Here is a 15,044-nt window from a genome sequence, read left to right as displayed (position 1 = left end):
CGAACATTGCTCCAGCCGGGTGAAGTCGAGCACGTGCTGCGACGAATTTCGCCCCACGTCAGGTGTTCTTCACCGCCAGTGATCGTTTGGTTTCGTTCGCTCGAACCGGAAGTCGCAACGCGCCGCGGATCAGTTTCGACTTCCTGCGCGCCACCGGACCGTCCGGCGCGAGGTCCGGGAACCGCTTGAACAGCTCGTGCAACGCGACCGCTCCCTCGATGCGGCTCAGCCCCGCGCCGATGCAGTAGTGGATGCCCGCGCTGAACGCGAGGTGCTCGCGCGCGTTGGACCGCGTCGGGTCGAACTTCTCCGGATCCTTGAACACCCGCGGGTCGCGGTTGGCCGCCGCCAGCATGAGCATCACCGGCATGCCCTTCGGCAGAGAAACCCCCGCCAGCTCAAGGCGTTCCTTCGGCCAGCGGATCGTGTACTGCACGGGCGGGTCGAGCCGCAGCACTTCTTCTACGAACCCTTCCGCGTACTCGGGGCTCTGCGAGAGAGGTGCGACGGTGTGCGGGTTCTCGAACGCCTTCAGCACGCCGTTGCTGATCAGGTTCACCGTCGTCTCGAACCCGGCGAACAGCAGCAAACCGGTCGTGGCAACGAGATCCTCGCGGCTGAGGTCGGCGTGCTGCGTCACGAGGTGACTGACGATGTCGTCCTTCGGGTTGCGGCGCCGCGAGTCCATCAGGTCGTCGATGAAGTCGTTGTACTCGATGATCGTCTCGTGCAGGTTCTTCAGCTGCTTGTGCGACCACACGCCGTCGAGCGTCTCCGCGAGCGAACTGCCCCACCGCGCGAAGGTCGCCTTGTCGTCGTCGGGCACGCCCAGCAGGTCCGCGATGACCTGGATCGGCACCTGCGAGGCGAACTCCTGGACCACGTCGAACCGGCCGTCCAACCGGTCCAGGTACTGCATCACGATCTTCTGGATCGACGCCGTGCGGTCCTTCAACGCGCGCGGCGTGAAGAACGGCTGCACGAGCTTGCGCAACCTGGTGTGGTGGGGCGGGTTCATCATCAGGAACGAGTCCTGCACCGGGTTGACGATCTTCTCGCCGTTCTTGACCAGCGTGATCGGCACCATCGACGCCTCGTCGAACGTCATCGTGAGGAACCGGTTGTCCCGCAGCACCGAGTCGCAGATCTCGCGCGACGGCGTCACGTACGCGCCCATGCGGCTGCGGACCATGTCGCCCTTGGCGCGGATCTTCTCGTACATCGGGTACGGGTCGCGGCCCGGCGGCGAGGCGATCACACCCGCGTACGGGTCACCGAGCAGCGCGTAGCCGCGGACGAGCGTGCGCACCGCGAAGAACTGGGCGGCGGTCTTCAGCGTGGACGACATGCCCCCACACTGAGGCGTTCGTGAAGAACCTTCAAGAGCTGCGGCGGTGCCTGCGAACGGTTTCTTCCACCAGATCGAGCACAGGTTCCATGTCGTCGGCCGGAAGTCCCATCGCGAGGTGGGAGACGAGTCCTTCGAGGACGAGCTCGAGGAAGCTCGTCAGGACCGTCACGTCGACGTCGTCACGCAGGTTGCCGGCCTCGCGCTGCCGGATGAGCCGTTGCCTCGTCGCGGCCGTGAGCTGTTCGGACCGCTCGGCCCACCGCGCGCGGAAGTCCGGGTCCGTGCGGAGCCTGCGGGAGACCTCCAGGCGCGTGCCGAGCCAGTCGGCCGCGTGCTCCTCGGTCCGCTTCTCCGGCTCGTCGAGCAGGTCGCGCATGACCTGGACGAGACCCTGCTCCGCGACGACGTCCGCCATGCGCAGGGCGTCGTCCTCGGCGAGCGCGAGGAAGAGCGACTCCTTGTCGCGGAAGTGGTGGAAGATCGCACCGCGGGAGAGTCCCGTCGCCTCTTCCAACCGGCGTACCGTGGCACCCTCGTAGCCGTGGCGTGCGAAACAGGCACGCGCGCCGTCGAGGATCTGACGGCGGCGGGCGTCGAGGTGGTCCTGGCTCACCCTGGGCACCTGTAGATGGTGTCAGGAGGAGGGTGGGAAATCCAATCCGTACGTACGGATTGGACACGTCCATCAGTGTGATCTTCTGCCGTGATCCTTTCGTGTGGATCAACGGCCGGGCCTGCGCGGACGGGCCTCCGGGCACCAATATCCTCCTCCGCCATGGAGACGCAGGATTTCGTCAAGCTGTCGACGCTCGCGGAGCGCCTGGGGTGGCAGCGGCGTGAGTCCACAGGCGTCCACGTGGTCGATCTGCTCCTCAGTCGCACGGTCTCGGACCTGATCGCCGCGTTGGCGGAGAACCGGGATCGGTAACGGGCCACGTCACGGGCTTGGGTAAGCGCTTTCCCGCACGTCGGCGAAGGGTTGACAGGACTTGTCACGTGGTGGTGTGATCTGCGCGACAGATAGGAAAGTTTCTATCCAATAACTGAATCCGCCGCCGCTCTGAGTGATCCCCCTACCCGTCTTGTGGGAGGCACAACAGTGGCACCGAGCAGAGGTCGGGCGTTACGCGCGCTCGGCACGATGGGTGTTGCCTGCACAACAGCCATCGCAGTGATGTCGGTACCGGAGTCGGCCCTCGCGGCGCCGGTCCGGTACGAAGCGGAGAACGCGACGATCTCGCAGGGCGTGGTGGAGTCGAACCACGCCGGCTTCTCCGGAACGGGGTTCGTCAACTTCGACAACGTCGCGGGGAGCTCGGTCGAGTTCACCGTGACGTTGTCGAAGGCGGGTCAGGCGAAGCTGGTCTTCCGCTACGCCAACGGAACCGCGGACAACCGGCCGGTCGACGTGAGCGTCAACGGCGGCCTCGCGGTGGACGAGCGCGCCTTCGCGGGCACGGGTGCGTGGACGACGTGGACGTCGGTCGAGAACACGATCAGCCTGAACGCCGGCTCGAACAAGATCAGGCTCACGTCGACGGGTGCCACGGGTGGGCCGAACCTCGACTACGTGGAGGTCGAGGAGACCGCCGCGGCGGCCCTGGAGCAGGAGGCCGAGAACGCGACGATCTCCCAGGGCGTCGTGGAGTCCAACCACGCGGGCTTCTCCGGCACCGGTTTCGTGAACTACGACAACGTCGTGGGTTCGTCCGTCGAGTACACGATCAACGCGGACCAGGGCGGTGAGCACGAGCTCACGTTCCGGTACGCCAACGGCACGACGACGGACCGCCCGGTCTCGGTGACCGTGGACGGCGCGAGCCCGCAGACCGTGTCGTTCCCCGGCACCGGCGCGTGGACGACGTGGCAGACGCGGACCGCGAGGGTCACGCTGCACGCGGGCGCGAACAAGATCAAGGCGACCGCGACGACCGCGAACGGCGGCCCGAACGCGGACAAGCTGTCCGCCGTGCTGGTCGGCCCGGTCGACAACGAGCCCCCGTCGCCGCCGAAGAACCTGCAGTTCGTCAGCTCGACGTCCACCACCGTGTCGCTGAAGTGGGAGGCGGCCACGGACAACGTCGGGGTCGTCGGCTACGACGTCTACCAGCACGGCCAGCACGTCACGAGCGTCGGCAACGTGCTCCAGGCGACCGCGACCGGCCTGCAGCCCGACACCGAGTACGACTGGACCGTGATCGCGAAGGACGCGGCGGGCAACGTCTCTCAGGCCTCCAACAACGTGCCCGGCCGCACGCAGCCCGCCCCGCCGGACACCGAGGCGCCGACGGTGCCCGGCAACCTGCGCACGACCGGAAAGACCGCGACGAGCGTCGACATCGCCTGGAACGCCTCCACGGACAACGTGGGCGTCACCGGGTACGACATCTACGTCAACGGCGAGGTCAAGCAGTCCGCCGACGGCAACGCCACCTCGGCGACCGTGGCCGGGCTGACCACCGGCACCGAGTACGCGTTCCGGGTCCTCGCCAAGGACGCCAAGGGCAACAAGTCGGGGCTGTCCAACGAGATCAAGGTGACCCCGGCGGCCGGTGGGCCGTCCGGGACGCCCGAGCCCGGCGCGGTGTCCACGATCGCGTCCGGCGTCGACGTCGCGTGGGGCGTGGTGTTCCTGCCGGACGGTTCGGCGTTGTTCAGCGAGCGCAACACGTTCAACATCTACCGGCTCACCAAGAGCGGGCAGAAGACGCTGGCCGGCAAGATCAGCCAGGCCGTCGGCACGAACGGTGAGGGCGGCCTGCTCGGCCTGGAGGTCTCGCCGTCGTTCGCGACCGACCACTGGCTGTACGTCTACCACACCGCGTCCGAGGGCAACCGCGTCATCCGGATCAAGTACGAGAACGGCGCGCTGGTGCAGAGCTCGTACCAGATCCTGTTGCAGGGCATGGCGAAGAACCGCTACCACAACGGTGGTCGCCTGCGGTACGGCCCGGTGGACGGCAAGCTGTACATCTCGGTCGGTGACGCGCAGAACCCGGACAACAACCCGCAGAACAAGAACTCGCTCAACGGCAAGATCCTGCGCATCAACCTCGACGGCTCGATCCCGTCGGACAACCCGTTCGGCAACGCCGTCTGGTCCTTCGGCCACCGCAACCCGCAGGGCCTGGACTTCGACTCGAAGGGCCGGCTGTGGGAGTCGGAGTTCGGCGACTCCACGCAGGACGAGGTCAACCTGATCACCAAGGGCGGCAACTACGGTTACCCGTTCTGCGAGGGGACCTCGGGCAGCTGCTCCGGTTACATCGCGCCGAAGAAGACCTGGTCGACGTCCCAGGCGTCGCCGTCCGGTCTGACGATCATCAACGACCACGTGTTCGTGGCCACGACGGTCGGTCAGCGGGTCTACCGGATGCGGATCGACGGCGACACGCTGGTCGACCAGAAGGTGTACTTCCAGGGCACCTACAACCGTCTGCGCACGGTCGAGGTCGACCACGACGGCGACATCTGGCTGACCACGTCCACGGACAAGGACGGCACCGCGAACAACGACCGGATCCTGCTGATCGACATCCAGTACTCGGGCGGAGGCGGCGGCGGTTTCAAGCTGACGTCCTCGGCGTTCGCGGACGACGCGATGATCCCGGCCAAGTACACGTGCGCGGGTGACGGCGTGGCGGGCCAGGACCCGTCACCGCCGTTGGCGTGGGGTGCTTCCACCGGTGCCGCCGGGTACGCCATCGTGTTCGCGGACCGGGTGAACAACGGCAACAAGCTGCACTGGGCGATCTGGGACATCCCGGCTGCCACGTCCTCGTTGCCGGAGAACCTCGGAGCGGGCTTCACCGTGCCCGGTCAGGGTGGGGCGAAGCAGAAGGCGATGGGGTCCGGAGCGAACTCGCAGAAGTTCTTCGGGCCGTGTCCCGGTGGCTCGACCAACCCGTACACGTTCACGTTGTACGCGTTGAACACCGCGACGGTTCCGGGGATCACGTCGTCGTCGACGATGGCTCAGATCGAGACGGCCATCAAGAACGCGTCCACGGGCAACACCGTGCTGCGCGGGCGGTCGAACGCCAGGACGTGATTATTGAGCGCGAGCGGGCGGTCCTCAGCTGAGGACCGCCCGTTTCATGCTGCGCGCGAGCCAGTCGCGGAACTTGGCCACTGGCCAGCCGCGCTGGTCGACGAGCGACGCGTAGTGCGCCGGGTCGTTGTAGAGCCACACCACGTCGATCGCGGTGTCGAGGTCGCAGGCCAGCGGCCCGAGCCTGCCCGCCTGCTCGACCGCCATCGCCGCACCGGCACGGCGGTTGCGCAGCAGCGTCGCCCACAGCTCCGCCGCCTCCGGGGCGTCGTCGGCCGCCTGCCGCACCGCCTCGAACAGCCCGGCGGCCCGGCCGCCGATGAGCACGCACACGTCGGCGTAGGCGTCGAGCACCGCGGCGGGGGACCGCGCGTCCCAGACGGGCCGGAACCACGGCCGGTCGCGCACGGGCACCGGTTCGTCGTCGCCCGCCAGCGCCTCGTCCAGCACCTCGCTGAGCAGGGAGGGCTTGGACCCGAACGCGGCGAAGACCGTCGGCCGGGAGACACCCGCGGCCTTGGCGACGTCGTTCAGTGAGGTGCCGCCGTACCCGCGCGCCACGAACAGCTCCGCCGCCGCGGCCACGACCGCCTGCCTGGTGCGCCGCGCACCCTCCTCGCGGACCTGCGACTTGTACTCGCGCTTCTTGACGTCGCCCACAGTTCGGTCATACTAGTGGCATATTCACTAGACCATGAGTCTGGCTAATTTGGAGGCGATCATGCGCCCCTATCTCACCCGTGCCGACGAGGGCGAGGCGGTCTGGTTCCTGGGCAGCCTGATGACCACGAAGGCGGGCGGCGCGCAGACCGGCGGCAAGCTCACCGTCGTCGAGTTCCTGAACCCGCCCGGCTTCGCGCCCCCGCTGCACCGGCACCTGGTCGAGGACGAGCTGTTCTACGTGCTGTCGGGTGGCGCGGAGTTCCGCTGCGACGGCGAGAAGTTCACCGCCGGGCCGGGTGACTTCGTGTTGCTGCCCGCAGGGTTGCCGCACACGTTCGTCGTCGACGCGGGCGAGCCGTTGCGGGCGCTGCAGATCACCACGCCGTCCGGGTTCGAGGACTTCGCGTCGGCGGTGGGGGAGCCGGCACGGGCACGCGTACTGCCTTCACCGCCCGTGATCGATCCGGCCGCGCTGGGTCACGCCGCAGCGCTGCACTCGATCGAACTGCTCGGGCCGCCACCCGTGGGTTGACGCTCGTGTGCACGCGTGCGTACGGGCAACCCTTGATCTGTAAGGTTTTCAACCCGTGCAACTGTCAGACCCCGCGTGTAGCGTCGAACGGGCCAGACGATCACGGGGAGTGTGGCAGCGTGACTGCGTTGCGTAATCAACCGGCGCCGGCGAGGTTCGCCGACCGCGCCGAGGCCGAGGCTTACGTCGCCTCGGTCTGTTTCAAACACGGCCCTCCGAGGCTGTTCGGCGTGGAGCTCGAGTGGACCGTGCACCACGCCGAAGACCCTGCCCAGGTCCTCGATCGACGACGACTCGCCGCCGCCCTCGGCGAGCACGCACCACCGACTCTCGTTCCAGACAGCCCCCAGAGGCCGCTTCCGAGCGGCACCCCGCTGACCGTCGAACCGGGCGGGCAGGTCGAGATCTCGACTCCTCCCTGCACCAGCCTCCCGGACCTCTTCCGCACGGTCGCGCAGGACATCTCCCATCTCACCGCCATGCTGGCGGACCACGGTCTCGTGCTCGGCGACCGGGGCGCTGACCAGCACCGCAGCCCCACGCGCATGCTGCAGGTGCCCCGGTACGCCGCGATGGAGCACGCGTTCAGCCACGTCGGCGGCGACGGCATCGCGATGATGTGCAACACCGCCGGGCTGCAGGTGTGCCTCGACTTCGGTGAGGAGAAGCACCTCAAGGACAGATGGGCGGCCGTGCACCAGCTCGGGCCCGTGCTGATCGCGTTGTTCGCGAACTCGCCGAGCATCGGCGGGATGCACGAGGACTGGGCGTCGGCGCGCATGCGGACGCTCTACGGCACGGATCCCGTGCGCACCAGACCCAGTGCTGTGTGCGCCGATCCGGCCGCCGTCTACGCGAAACGCGTCATCGACACCCCGGTGATCGTCGTGCGCGGGCCGAGCCAGAGCTGGGTTCCGCCGCGCCCGCTGACGTTCGCCGAGTGGATCGACGGGGCGCTCGACCGCAGCCCCACGAGCGACGACCTCGACTACCACCTCACCACGATGTTCCCGCCGGTGCGGCCGCGCGGGTACATCGAGATCAGATATCTGGACACGCCCGCGCCTGGCGGGTGGATAGCGCCGAGTGCGCTGCTCGTGGCGCTGTTCAGCGACCCGTCCGTTGTGGACGGTGTGCTGGCGGCGACGGAACGGGCCGCCGGGCGGTGGCTCGTCGCCGCACGGCACGGGATGGCGGACGAACGCATTGCCAGAGCGGCGGAGGACGTCGTCGCGCTCGGCATCGAGGCGTTGCACCGCACCGGTCTTTCTCAGGATCAGATCAGCACCATCAGCCGGGAGCTTGAGGGGAAGCTGTGACAGAAGAACTCCGCGAGCACGTGGCGGAGGAACTGTTGCGTTCGCGCGCGCGTTCCACCGCCTTGACCGATGCCGTCGACGAGCACGACCTCGTCCGGCAGCACTCGAAGCTGATGTCGCCACTGGTCTGGGACCTGGCGCACATCGGCAACCAGGAGGAGCTGTGGCTCGTTCGCGACGTCGGAGGTCGTGAACCGGTCCGCAGCGACATCGACGAGTACTACGACGCGTTCAAGTACGGCCGCAGCGTCCGGCCGGAGTTACCGCTGCTCAACCCCCGCGAGGCCCGCCAGTACGTCGGGGACGTGCGCGGCAAGGTGTTCGACGTGCTGGAGAAGGTGCCGCTGGAGGGCCGCCGGCTCGTCGAGAACGCCTTCGCGTTCGGCATGATCGTGCAGCACGAGCAGCAGCACGACGAGACGATGCTCGCCACGCACCAGCTGCGCACCGGCGGACCCGTCCTGCGCGCACCCGCACCACCGCGCGGAAACCTCGTCGCCGCAACGGAAGCGTTCATCCCGGGTGGACCGTTCGAGATGGGCACGTCGGACGAACCGTGGGCGTTGGACAACGAACGTCCCGCGCACGCCGTCCACGTCGACTCGTTCTTCATCGACACCACCCCGGTCACGAACGCCGAGTACGCCGAGTTCGTCCTCGCCGGCGGCTACGACGACCGTCGCCTGTGGACGGAGGCGGGCTGGGAGCACCGCACCACGGCGAAGCTGACCGGCCCGCGGTTCTGGCACCGCGAGGGGAACTCGTTCAGCCGCACCGCGTTCGGTGTGACCGAGCCGATCGTGCCGGACGAACCCGTGGTGCACGTGTGCTTCCACGAGGCCCAGGCGTACGCGACGTGGGTGGGCAAGCGCCTGCCGACCGAGGCGGAGTGGGAGAAGGCGGCCCGCTTCGACCCGGCGACGCGGACCTCGCGCCGCTATCCGTGGGGCGACGAGGAACCGGCCGAGATCCACGCGAACCTCGACCAGCGCCACCTGCGCCCGGCCCCGGCCGGCGCGTACCCGGCGGGTGCGTCTCCGGCAGGCGTGCACCAGCTGATCGGTGACGTCTGGGAGTGGACGTCGACGGACTTCCACCCGTACCCGGGCTTCGAGGCCTTCCCGTACCGCGAGTACTCGGAGGTGTTCTTCGGGCCGGACTACAAGGTGCTGCGCGGTGGCTCGTTCGGCACCGACAGGTCCGCGATCCGCTCGACGTTCCGCAACTGGGACTACCCGATCAGAAGGCAGATCTTCTCCGGCTTCCGCTGCGCCAGGGACGCCTGACAGATGTGCCGCCATCTGGCTTACCTCGGCCCCGCCGTGCCCTTGGCCAGGCTGCTCTACGACGCACCGCACTCGCTGGAACACCAGTCGTACGCGCCGAAGGACATGCGGGCAGGGGGAACCGTCAACGTCGACGGCTACGGCGTCGGATGGTTCCCCGGCCCCGTGCGGTACCGGCGCGCCGGCACGTTGTGGAGCGACGCGAACCTGCGCCAGCTCGCCTCGACGGAGACGACGGCGTTGCTCGCCGCGGTGCGCAGCGCGACTTCCGGCATGCCCGTGGCCGACGCGGCGTGCGCGCCGTTCACCGACGGCACCTGGCTGTTCAGTCACAACGGCCGCGTGGACGGCTGGCCGCACACCGTGGCGGGCCTGGCGAAGATGCTGGACGTCACCGACCTGCTGACCATGGACGCGCCGACCGACTCCGCGCTGTTGTGGACGGTGCTGCGACGAAGACTGGAGACCGGGAAGAACCCGGCCCGAACGCTTGTTGAACTCGTGCAAGAGGTTGCGGACGCGGCACCCAAGTCGCGCCTGAACTTCTTGCTGACCAACGGAGACGTGCTCGTGGGCACCACGTGGACACACGCTCTGTGGGTGCTCGAAAAAGGACAGAGCGTGACGCTCGCGTCCGAACCGCTGGACGACGACCCGGACTGGTGGGAGATCCCCGACCGGCACGTGGTCACCGCTGCTCCATCCACTGTGGAGGTTCAACCGATATGACCGAGCCGGTGCTGGACGTTCATCTCAAACCGGAGGACGCCGCACACGCGCTACGTGCCGACGTGCGCGCCGGACTGACCGCGGACCCCAAGTGGGTCTCGCCGAAGTGGTTCTACGACGCCGTGGGCAGCGAGCTGTTCGAGGACATCACCCGCCTGCCCGAGTACTACCCGACCCGCGCCGAACGCGAGGTGCTCGCCGACCGCGCGGGCGAGATCGCGGCGACCACGGGTGCGCACTCGCTCGTGGAGCTGGGGTCCGGCTCGTCGGAGAAGACGCGGTTGCTGCTGAGCGCGTTGCGGGAACACGGCACGCTCCAGGAGTTCGTGCCGCAGGACGTCTCGGCGTCGGCGCTGACGGACGCGGCCCACGCGATCATGGCGGACTACCCCGGCCTGCGCGTGCACGGCGTGGTCGGCGACTTCACGCAGCACCTCGCGCTGCTGCCCGGTGAGTCGCCGCGCCTGGTGGCGTTCCTGGGCGGCACGATCGGCAACCTGATCCCGGAGGAGCGGGAGAAGTTCCTCCGCACGGTTCGCGACGTGCTGGAGCCGGGGGAGTGGCTGCTGCTCGGCACGGACCTCGTGAAGGACGAGGAGACGCTGGTGCGCGCGTACGACGACGCGCAGGGCGTCACGGCGGAGTTCAACCGCAACGTGCTGAACGTGCTGAACCGCGAGGTCGGCGGCGACTTCGACGTCGAGGCGTTCGAGCACGTGGCGTTGTGGAACGCCGAGCAGGAATGGATCGAGATGCGCCTGCGCGCCCGGCGGGACATGCGGGTGACGCTCGCGGACCTGGGGCTGACCGTGGAGTTCCACGCGGGGGAGGAGCTGCGCACCGAGGTGTCGGCGAAGTTCCGCGAGGACGGGGTGCGCCGGGAGCTGGACGAGGGCGGGTTCTCGTTGCACCGGTGGTGGACCGATACCGAGGGGCGGTTCGCGGTCTCGCTCGCCCAAGCGATGTAACGAGACGCACAACCATCCGTTAGGCGGGTACAAGCGGCCCACCGTCAGTGGTGGGCTGCATCGATGACCCTTGCAACTACGCGTGCCGTGCGCGTGGCGCTCGTCAGTGCGCTCGCGCTCGGCACGGTCGTTTCCGGGCTGGGTGCCGCGTCAGCCCAGCCAGAAGCCTCCTCGACCACGAGACCCGCCGCCTGGGGGCCGTGCGCGGCGGACGTCCTCGCCGAGATCCCGGCGGCCCAGCGCGACAAGGTCAGCTGCGCCGTCCAGCAGGTGCCCGTCGACCACTCGCGGCCGAGGGGTGACAAGACCGGCATCATCATGATGAAGCGGCCCGCCCTCGACCCGTCGAAGAAGATCGGCTCGCTCTTCATCAACCCCGGCGGTCCCGGTGGCGCCGGCCTGATCTACAGCGCCTACGGCTCCAGCTTCTTCACGCCGGAGATCCTCGAGAAGTTCGACCTCATCGGCTTCGACCCGCGGGGTGTGGGCCGAAGCGCGCCGCTGCGCTGCTTCCGCACGCAGGAAGAGGCCGACGCGGTGAACGACGGCTGGTTCGCGCTGCCGATCACCAAGGACGAGATCGCGAGCTCGATCCGCCAGTCCAAGGCCTACACGGACTACTGCAAGATCAACGCCGGTCCGCTGCTCAACTTCATGTCGACCGAGGCCGTCGCGCGCGACCTCGACGTCATGCGTGAGGCCGTCGGCGACAAGCAGCTCACCTACGTCGGTTTCTCGTACGGCACGCTGCTCGGCGCGACCTACACGAACATCTTCCCGCAGAAGTCGCGTGCTCTGGTGCTGGACGGCAACGTCGACCCGCAGCTGCGTCTGACCAACGGCGCGCAGTACGACCGTGAGCGCGCCCGCGGCTTCGAGATCGCCCTGGACGCGATGCTGAAGCGCTGCGACACCGTGGGGGTCGCGAAGTGCGCGTTCGCCGGTGACGCCCGCAAGAAGTTCGACGCCATCCGCGAGAACCTGCGCAAGGGCCCGACGACGTTGCCGAACGGCCAGCAGGTCACGCTGACCCAGCTCGTCGGCACGACGTCGAGCAACCTGTACAGCCCGTCGACGTTCAAGAACCTCACGGCGCTCCTCCAGGCGCTCCACGTGGCGCAGAACCCGTCGGCCGCGACCCTCGGGGTCCAGTCCGTTGTGGACGTTCCGAAGCTGAACAACCTCGGTGGACGCGCGGACGTCCGTGCGTTGCCGGACACCCCGTACACCGCCGACGACTCGTACTACGCGGTGAACTGCACGGACAAGCCGTTCACGAAGTCGACCCGCAACTGGGCGGCGACGGCCGCCAAGTGGGAGAAGGAGTCGCCGACGTTCGGCCGCTACCAGGCCGCGTCCGACCTGCTGACCTGCGCCACGTGGCCGACGCGCCACCCGGACCGCTGGATCGGGCCGTGGAACCGCAAGACGAAGAACCCGGTCGTCGTGGTGGGCAACTACTACGACCCCGCGACGCAGTACCTGTTCGCGCAGCGCATGGCCAAGGAGCTCGGCAACGCGCGGTTGATCAGCGTCGACGCGTTCGGTCACTGCATCCTCGGTGACTCGGCCGGTGCCGACGCGGCCGTGACGCGGTACCTGGTCGACCTCACCCCGCCGGTCAACGGCTCGGTGTACCAGCCGAACGTGCAACCGTTCGCCTGAGTTGTCCGAAACGTGGTGGCGGTGCTGGAAAGTGCCGCCACCCACGGCCAACAACCCGACGATAGGCGGGTACAAACGGTGCACCGTCGGTGGTGGGGTGCATCCGTGACGTCATCTTCTGCTTCTGTGCGTGTCAAGCGCGCGGCGCTCGTGAGTGCGCTCGTGCTCGGCACCGTTGTGTCCGGACTGGGTACGGCATCCGCCCAGTCCGAGGCCTCCTCCGTCAGACCCGCTGCCTGGGGGCAGTGCGCGGCAGACGTTCTCGCCGGTCTTCCCGCCAGCGTCACGCCCGAGGAGCGTGCGCGGCTCACCTGCGCCGTCCAGGAAGTGCCGATCGACCACTCGCGCCCGCGCGGGGAGAAGACCGGCATCGCGATGATGAAGCGCCCGGCGAACGACCCGTCGCGCAAGATCGGTTCGATCTTCCTCAACCCCGGTGGTCCCGGTGGTTCCGGCCTGCTGCGCGGCGCCGTGTCGAAGAACTACTTCGGGGCGTCGGTGCTCGACCGGTTCGACGTGATCGGCTTCGACCCGCGTGGCGTGGCCCGCAGCGCGCCGTTGCGTTGCTTCCGCACGCAGGAGGAGTCCGACGCGGTGAACGCGGGCTGGTCCAGCCTGCCCATCACCAAGGAGGAGATCGGCAACACGATCCGTTCGGCCAAGGCCTACACGGACTACTGCAAGATCAACGCCGGTCCGCTGCTGAACTTCATGTCGACCGAGGCCGTCGTGCGCGACCTCGACGTGATGCGCGAGGCCGTCGGTGACAAGCAGCTGAACTTCGTCGGCTTCTCGTACGGCACGCTGATCGGCTCGACGTACGCGAACATCTTCCCGCAGAAGTCGCGCGCGATCGTGATCGACGGCAACGTCGACCCGCGGCTGCGCCTGACCAACGGCACCGAGTACGACCGTCAGCGCGCCCAGGGCTTCGAGATCGCGCTGGACGCGATGCTGAAGCGCTGCGACAGCGCGGGTCCGGCGAAGTGCGCGTTCGCCGGCAACGCCCGGCAGAAGTTCGAGGACATGAAGAAGGCCCTGGCCAAGGGGCCTGCCACGTTGCCGAACGGCACCAAGGTGACGCTGGCCGACGTGATCGGCCGCGTGGCCGGTGACCTGTACACGGTGGCGCGCATCAACACCCTGGTGCCGTGGCTGCAGAGCGTGCACGCCGCGCTGAACCCGGCCGCTGCCGCTGCTTTCAGCGTTCAGTCCGTTGTGGACGTTCCGGCGCCGCTGAACAACGGTGGTGGCCGCATGGACGTCGACCCGCTGGCCGACACCCCGTACACCGCCGACGACTCGTACTACGCGGTGAACTGCACCGACAAGCCGTTCCCGCACACGAACCGCTTCTGGGAGCAGACCGCGGCCAAGTGGGAGAAGGAGTCGCCGACGTTCGGCCGCTACCAGGCCGCCTCTGACCTGCTGGCGTGCCCGACGTGGCCGACGCACAACCCCGACCGCTGGATCGGGCCGTGGAACCGCAAGACGAAGAACCCGGTCGTCGTGGTGGGCAACTACTACGACCCGGCCACGCAGTACCTGTTCGCGCAGCGCATGTCCAAGCAGCTCGGCAACGCGCGCCTGATCAGTGTCGACTCGTTCGGCCACTGCATCCTGGGCCGCTCCGCCGGTGCGGACGCCGTCGTGGCGAAGTACCTGGTGGATCTGGTCGCACCGGCTGAGGGACAGGTGTTCCAGCCGAACGTGCAGCCGTTCGCCTGATCTGGTCGCGGAGCGCGCTCTCTACAGCAGCGCGCTCCGCACGATCAGCACGGCCGCGCTCACTCCCGAGACGATCAACGTCGGCGTCCGGATCCCCTTGGCGTCGAACCGCTTGCGCAGCGGCCCTGACAGCAGGAACCCGGCCACCAGGAACGGGATCAGCAGCACCCCGCTCCACAGCTGGTGCACGGTGACGTTCCCCGTGCTCGTCAGCCCGATGATCGAGGTGACCGAGCCGAGCGTGAAGAACGCCGCCAGCGTCGCCCTGACCTGCGGCCCCGCCTGGTTCTGGTAGAGCAGCGCGACCATCGGCCCGCCGATCGACGTGGCCGTGCCGAACGACCCGCTCGCCACGCTCGCGGTGACCAGCGATCCCGGCGTCGGCCGCGGCCGCCACGAGATCAGCGAGAGCAGCACGCAGGCGAGGACGGCGGCGCCGACCACGACGCCGAAGCTCTTCGGGTCGAGCGAGTCGACGATCCAGATGCCGACGACGGTGCCCGGCAGGCGTCCCAGCATCGCCCAGCCCACGCCGCGCCAGTCGACGTGGCCGAACTCCCTGGCCAGCGACATCATCGCGTGCGCGCTGGCGATGACCAGCACCGGAACCGGCACGAGCGCCGGATCCAGCAACGCCAGCAACGGCACAGCGACCAGCGCCAGCCCAAACCCGATCAGCCCCTGCAGCAGCCCTCCCGCCGCAACCACCACGCCTGCCACCGCCAGCAACCCCCACGACATAGTTAGCCATG

General features: G+C 68.4%; 13 protein-coding genes. 9 read left to right on the top strand and 4 right to left on the bottom strand.

The features are described 5' to 3' along the window. Nucleotides 1–58: 58 nt before the first annotated feature. On the bottom strand, nucleotides 59–1,348 hold the full coding sequence (locus AOM45_RS41310; RefSeq protein ID WP_035911898.1) for a cytochrome P450: 1,290 nt from the start codon (nucleotides 1,346–1,348) through the stop codon (nucleotides 59–61). 31 nt (nucleotides 1,349–1,379) lie between these two features. Next, nucleotides 1,380–1,973: a TetR/AcrR family transcriptional regulator gene (locus tag AOM45_RS41305; protein WP_030470246.1), complete on the bottom strand. Its 594-nt coding sequence runs from the start codon at nucleotides 1,971–1,973 to the stop codon at nucleotides 1,380–1,382. A gap of 153 nt (nucleotides 1,974–2,126) precedes the next feature. On the opposite strand from AOM45_RS41305, the gene AOM45_RS51430 reads away from it, so the two are divergent. Continuing rightward, entirely contained in the window at nucleotides 2,127–2,279 is a 153-nt protein-coding gene (locus tag AOM45_RS51430; protein ID WP_156094103.1) for a hypothetical protein, read from the top strand. Nucleotides 2,280–2,525: 246 nt separating this feature from the next. After that, entirely contained in the window at nucleotides 2,526–5,402 is a 2,877-nt protein-coding gene (locus AOM45_RS41300; RefSeq protein WP_081902414.1) for a PQQ-dependent sugar dehydrogenase, read from the top strand. A gap of 24 nt (nucleotides 5,403–5,426) precedes the next feature. Here the strand turns inward: AOM45_RS41300 and AOM45_RS41295 are convergent, their stop codons facing one another. Continuing rightward, nucleotides 5,427–6,062 (bottom strand): TetR/AcrR family transcriptional regulator, encoded by a 636-nt coding sequence (locus AOM45_RS41295; protein WP_030470248.1) that lies wholly within the window; start codon nucleotides 6,060–6,062, stop codon nucleotides 5,427–5,429. A 61-nt stretch (nucleotides 6,063–6,123) separates the two neighbouring features. Here AOM45_RS41295 and AOM45_RS41290 point away from each other — a divergent pair, with 61 nt between their 5' ends. From AOM45_RS41290 to AOM45_RS41260, 7 genes are all read left to right on the top strand, one after another. Then, nucleotides 6,124–6,597 carry a quercetin 2,3-dioxygenase gene (locus AOM45_RS41290; protein ID WP_030470249.1) on the top strand — a complete coding sequence of 158 codons (474 nt, stop codon included), beginning with the start codon at nucleotides 6,124–6,126 and terminating at the stop codon, nucleotides 6,595–6,597. Nucleotides 6,598–6,716: 119 nt separating this feature from the next. After that, nucleotides 6,717–7,916 (top strand): glutamate-cysteine ligase family protein, encoded by a 1,200-nt coding sequence (locus AOM45_RS41285; RefSeq protein WP_051784138.1) that lies wholly within the window; start codon nucleotides 6,717–6,719, stop codon nucleotides 7,914–7,916. Beyond that, nucleotides 7,913–9,202 carry an ergothioneine biosynthesis protein EgtB gene (gene egtB / locus AOM45_RS41280; RefSeq protein ID WP_030470251.1) on the top strand — a complete coding sequence of 430 codons (1,290 nt, stop codon included), beginning with the start codon at nucleotides 7,913–7,915 and terminating at the stop codon, nucleotides 9,200–9,202. Before AOM45_RS41285 ends, egtB begins: the two co-directional genes overlap by 4 nt. A 3-nt stretch (nucleotides 9,203–9,205) precedes the next feature. Beyond that, nucleotides 9,206–9,931 carry an ergothioneine biosynthesis protein EgtC gene (egtC, locus tag AOM45_RS41275; RefSeq protein WP_030470252.1) on the top strand — a complete coding sequence of 242 codons (726 nt, stop codon included), beginning with the start codon at nucleotides 9,206–9,208 and terminating at the stop codon, nucleotides 9,929–9,931. Then, a complete protein-coding gene (gene egtD, locus AOM45_RS41270) occupies nucleotides 9,928–10,899 on the top strand; it encodes an L-histidine N(alpha)-methyltransferase (protein ID WP_030470253.1) in 972 nt (323 codons plus the stop codon). Before egtC ends, egtD begins: the two co-directional genes overlap by 4 nt. A 63-nt stretch (nucleotides 10,900–10,962) precedes the next feature. After that, the gene (locus tag AOM45_RS41265) at nucleotides 10,963–12,564 is read left to right on the top strand and encodes an alpha/beta hydrolase (protein ID WP_030470254.1); all 1,602 of its coding nucleotides are present in this window, start codon (nucleotides 10,963–10,965) and stop codon (nucleotides 12,562–12,564) included. Nucleotides 12,565–12,690: 126 nt separating this feature from the next. Continuing rightward, on the top strand, nucleotides 12,691–14,292 hold the full coding sequence (locus AOM45_RS41260; RefSeq protein WP_030470255.1) for an alpha/beta fold hydrolase: 1,602 nt from the start codon (nucleotides 12,691–12,693) through the stop codon (nucleotides 14,290–14,292). A 21-nt stretch (nucleotides 14,293–14,313) separates the two neighbouring features. Here AOM45_RS41260 and AOM45_RS41255 read toward each other — a convergent pair whose 3' ends face one another. After that, nucleotides 14,314–15,033 (bottom strand): sulfite exporter TauE/SafE family protein, encoded by a 720-nt coding sequence (locus AOM45_RS41255; protein WP_030470256.1) that lies wholly within the window; start codon nucleotides 15,031–15,033, stop codon nucleotides 14,314–14,316. Between the last annotated feature and the right edge of the window lie 11 nt (nucleotides 15,034–15,044).

Source organism: Lentzea aerocolonigenes (genome assembly GCF_000974445.1).
In the GTDB taxonomy this organism is placed as follows: domain Bacteria; phylum Actinomycetota; class Actinomycetes; order Mycobacteriales; family Pseudonocardiaceae; genus Lentzea; species Lentzea aerocolonigenes.
Note: the sequence above shows the minus strand (reverse complement) of the source record. Positions and strands in the feature narration are given on the sequence as shown.

What these genes read in the sequence shown, in the direction of transcription:
- AOM45_RS51430 (WP_156094103.1), top strand. Translation starts at nt 2,127, where the DNA reads ATGGAGACGCAGGATTTCGTCAAGCTGTCGACGCTCGCGGAGCGCCTG.
- AOM45_RS41300 (WP_081902414.1), top strand. Translation starts at nt 2,526, where the DNA reads ATGTCGGTACCGGAGTCGGCCCTCGCGGCGCCGGTCCGGTACGAAGCG.
- AOM45_RS41255 (WP_030470256.1), bottom strand. Translation starts at nt 15,033, where the DNA reads ATGTCGTGGGGGTTGCTGGCGGTGGCAGGCGTGGTGGTTGCGGCGGGA.
- AOM45_RS41265 (WP_030470254.1), top strand. Translation starts at nt 10,963, where the DNA reads ATGACCCTTGCAACTACGCGTGCCGTGCGCGTGGCGCTCGTCAGTGCG.
- AOM45_RS41290 (WP_030470249.1), top strand. Translation starts at nt 6,124, where the DNA reads ATGCGCCCCTATCTCACCCGTGCCGACGAGGGCGAGGCGGTCTGGTTC.
- egtD (WP_030470253.1), top strand. Translation starts at nt 9,928, where the DNA reads ATGACCGAGCCGGTGCTGGACGTTCATCTCAAACCGGAGGACGCCGCA.
- AOM45_RS41310 (WP_035911898.1), bottom strand. Translation starts at nt 1,348, where the DNA reads ATGTCGTCCACGCTGAAGACCGCCGCCCAGTTCTTCGCGGTGCGCACG.
- egtC (WP_030470252.1), top strand. Translation starts at nt 9,206, where the DNA reads ATGTGCCGCCATCTGGCTTACCTCGGCCCCGCCGTGCCCTTGGCCAGG.